Genomic DNA, 2,955 nt, shown 5'->3' on the forward strand with positions numbered 1-2,955 from the left:
CGGCGCCCGCCTCGCCCTGCACTACCGCCACAGCGCCGGCGAGGCCGAGGCGCTCGCCGCCGAGCTGTGCGCGCGGCGCGCGGACTCCGCCTTCACCGTGGGCGGCGACCTCGCTCGCTTCGGCGTCGCCGCGGAGATCGCCGCGGCAGTGCTGGCGCACGGCGGCCGCCTCGACGGCCTGGTGAACAACGCCTCGAGCTTCTTCCCCACCCCGCTCGGCAGCATCGACCGCGCGGCCTGGGACGAGCTCATGGGCTCCAACCTGATGGGGCCGCTCTTCCTCACCCAGGCGCTCGCGCCCGCGCTGCGCGAGGCCGGCGGCGCGATCGTCAACATCGTGGACATCCACGCCCAGCGCCCGCTCGCCGGCTATCCGGTGTACTGCGCGGCCAAGGCCGGGCTGGCGGCGCTGACGCGCTCGCTGGCGATCGAGCTCGCCCCCGCGGTGCGGGTCAACGGCGTCTCGCCCGGGCCGATCGAATGGCCGGAGGACGAGCAGTTCCCACCCGCGGAGCGCGAGCGCATCGTCGCCCACACCCTGCTCGGCCGCGTCGGCAGCCCGGACGACATCGCGCGCACGGTGGCCTTCCTCCTGTTCGACGCGCCCTACGTCACCGGCCAGATCCTCGCGGTAGACGGCGGACGCAGCGCGCACCTCTAGGCGAGGGCCGTTTCCGCGCCGGTTTCTGGGATAATTCGCAGCTGTTTTTCCCGACGAGCATCGACCGTGACCGCAGCCCCCGCAAGCGCCGACACCCTCCCCGCCACCGAGGCCGGCGCAGACGCCCGCTTCTCCAACACCTTCCTGCGCCTCAAGAAGAAGCTCGAGCGCGGCGTCGGCGAGGCCATCGGCGACTACAACATGATCGGCGACGGCGACACCGTGATGGTATGCGTCTCCGGCGGCAAGGACTCCTACACCCTGCTGTCCTGCCTGCTCGCGCTGCGCGAGCGCGCGCCGGTGGACTTCCGCATCGTGGCGATGAACCTCGACCAGAAGCAGCCCGGCTTCCCCGACCACGTGCTGCCGGCCTACTTCGAATCCATCGGCGTCGAGTACCGCATCGTCACCGAGGACACCTACTCGATCGTCAAGGACAAGATCCCCGAGGGCAAGACCACCTGCTCGCTGTGCTCGCGCCTGCGCCGCGGCATCATCTACCGCACCGCGACGGAGCTCGGCGCCACACGCATCGCGCTCGGCCACCACCGCGACGACATGCTCGAGACCCTGTTCCTCAACATGTTCTTCGGCGGCAAGATCAAGGCCATGCCGCCCAAGCTGGTCAGCGACGACGGCAAGCACGTGGTGATCCGCCCGCTCGCCTACTGCACCGAGGCCGAGATCGCCCGCTTCGCGCGCACGATGGATTTCCCCATCATCCCGTGCAACCTGTGCGGCTCGCAGGAGAACGCCCAGCGCAAGCTGATCAAGAACATGCTGCAGGGCTGGGCGCGCGACTACCCGGGCCGCATCGAGTCGCTCGCCACCTCGCTCAAGAACGTGGTGCCCTCGCACCTGGCCGACGCGCGCCTGTTCGACTTCGTCGGCCTGACGCAGCACACCGTGGTCGAGGAAGGCGACACCGCCTTCGATCCGCCCGAACTCCCCGACCGCACGCTCGGCGCCAGCGTGACGCTGTTCCGCGCTGGCGACCAGGGCGAGCGCGAATGCGCCTGATGCGGACGCCGCGCGCGGCGTCTTGCGGATCCGGCGCGACGTCCCCATGATCCTGTTGCGAGCCGGTCACGCCGGCCGCCAGACCTGACACGGAAACCCCTGCGATGTCCGAGCGAAAGAACCTCTGCGTGCTGGTCGCCCTCCACCCGGTGGATGCGGTGCTCGCCGAGCGCCTGGGTACGGACGAGGCGCGCCATGCCGTCGAGCGTCACGCGCGGCGGATCGAGCGTGCGGTGGTGATGCAGGGTGGCCAGGTGCTCATCGACGATGCGGAGCAGACGGTCGCCGCGTTCGAGCGCAGCGACGCCGCGGTGCATGCGGCGAGCGAGGCGCTCGAGCGCATCCACGGCCTGCCCCCGCTGCTCGGCAGCAAGCAGACCGTGCGCATCGGCGTGCATTACGGCGCCCTCGAGGGCGCCGCCGGGGAGCCTGCCGGCGAAGGCCCCGCGGTGGCCCGCCAGCTCGCCCACCTGGCCGAGAGCGGGCAGGCGCTGATCTCCGGGACGGCGGTGATGCTGCTCGGCGGCGCGGCACGACAGCTGGTCGGCTCTCAGCCGCTGAGCGGGCCGGTGTGGACGCGCATCGGGATTCCGGTGCATGCGATCGGCCAGCGCAGCGGGCTGGTCACCTCGGTGCCGGGCGCCACCCGCCTGTCGAGCCGGCTGCGCCTGCGCCACCAGCAGGAGGTCGTGTTCGTCGAGGAGTTGCGTCCGGTGCTGCTGCTCGGCCGCGAGCTGGCCAACGACATCACCATCATGGATCCGCGCGCCTCGCGCCAGCACGCCCGCATCGAACGCCGCCCCGAGGGCTTCGTGCTGTTCGACCAGAGCACCAACGGCAGCTTCGTGGCGATCGAGGGCAAGCCCGAGTGCTTCGTGCGCCAGGAACACATGCTGCTCGACGGCCCCGGCCGGCTGGGCTGCGGCTTCTCGACGACCGAGGTCGAGCGCGACCTGGTGTTCTTCGACATCGTCTGACCCCGCCGAGGCCGCGACCGGCGGGAAGGGTGAGGCGTGAAGCGTGAAGCGGAGGCGCCCGCGCGCGCGGCGCGCCCCCATGGACGCGACCGGATCAGCCGCTCATGCACTCGCCGATGAAGGCCTTGCGCTTGGCCCCACGCAACGACTGGTCGGTGGCCGCACGGTTGCAGGCCTTCTGCCGCGCCTTGTCCTCGCTCGAGACCTTCTGCACCGATTCCGCCGCCGGCGCGGCCACGGCCGCGGGCGCCACGGCCGCGGGCAGCGTGGCCGCGGCCTGTGAAGGAGCGGCGGCGA

At 71.6% G+C, this 2,955-nt stretch carries 4 protein-coding genes; 3 read left to right on the plus strand and 1 reads right to left on the minus strand.

Annotation, left to right across the window (positions count from 1 at the left end):
• From C667_RS21745 to C667_RS21755, 3 genes are all read left to right on the plus strand, one after another.
• On the plus strand, positions 1-661 hold a 661-nt coding region (locus C667_RS21745; protein WP_004384784.1), incomplete at its 5' end, for a pteridine reductase.
• Positions 662-727: 66 nt separating this feature from the next.
• Positions 728-1,681 (plus strand): tRNA 2-thiocytidine(32) synthetase TtcA, encoded by a 954-nt coding sequence (ttcA, locus tag C667_RS21750; protein ID WP_004384785.1) that lies wholly within the window; start codon positions 728-730, stop codon positions 1,679-1,681.
• Between the two features lie 104 nt (positions 1,682-1,785).
• Positions 1,786-2,658, plus strand: a complete 873-nt coding sequence (locus C667_RS21755; protein WP_004384786.1) for an FHA domain-containing protein — start codon at positions 1,786-1,788, stop codon at positions 2,656-2,658.
• Between the two features lie 94 nt (positions 2,659-2,752).
• On the opposite strand, the gene C667_RS21760 is transcribed toward C667_RS21755, so the two are convergent.
• Positions 2,753-2,955, minus strand: a 203-nt coding sequence (locus C667_RS21760) for a PsiF family protein (RefSeq protein WP_004384787.1), incomplete at its 5' end; no start/stop codon positions are given.

Origin of the sequence: Thauera phenylacetica B4P (genome assembly GCF_000310225.1) — a bacterium.
Taxonomy (GTDB): Bacteria; Pseudomonadota; Gammaproteobacteria; order Burkholderiales; family Rhodocyclaceae; genus Thauera; species Thauera phenylacetica.

Bases quoted from the DNA above. Each gene is read 5' to 3' on its own strand.
- C667_RS21755 (WP_004384786.1), top strand. From the start codon at position 1,786: ATGTCCGAGCGAAAGAACCTCTGCGTGCTGGTCGCCCTCCACCCGGTG.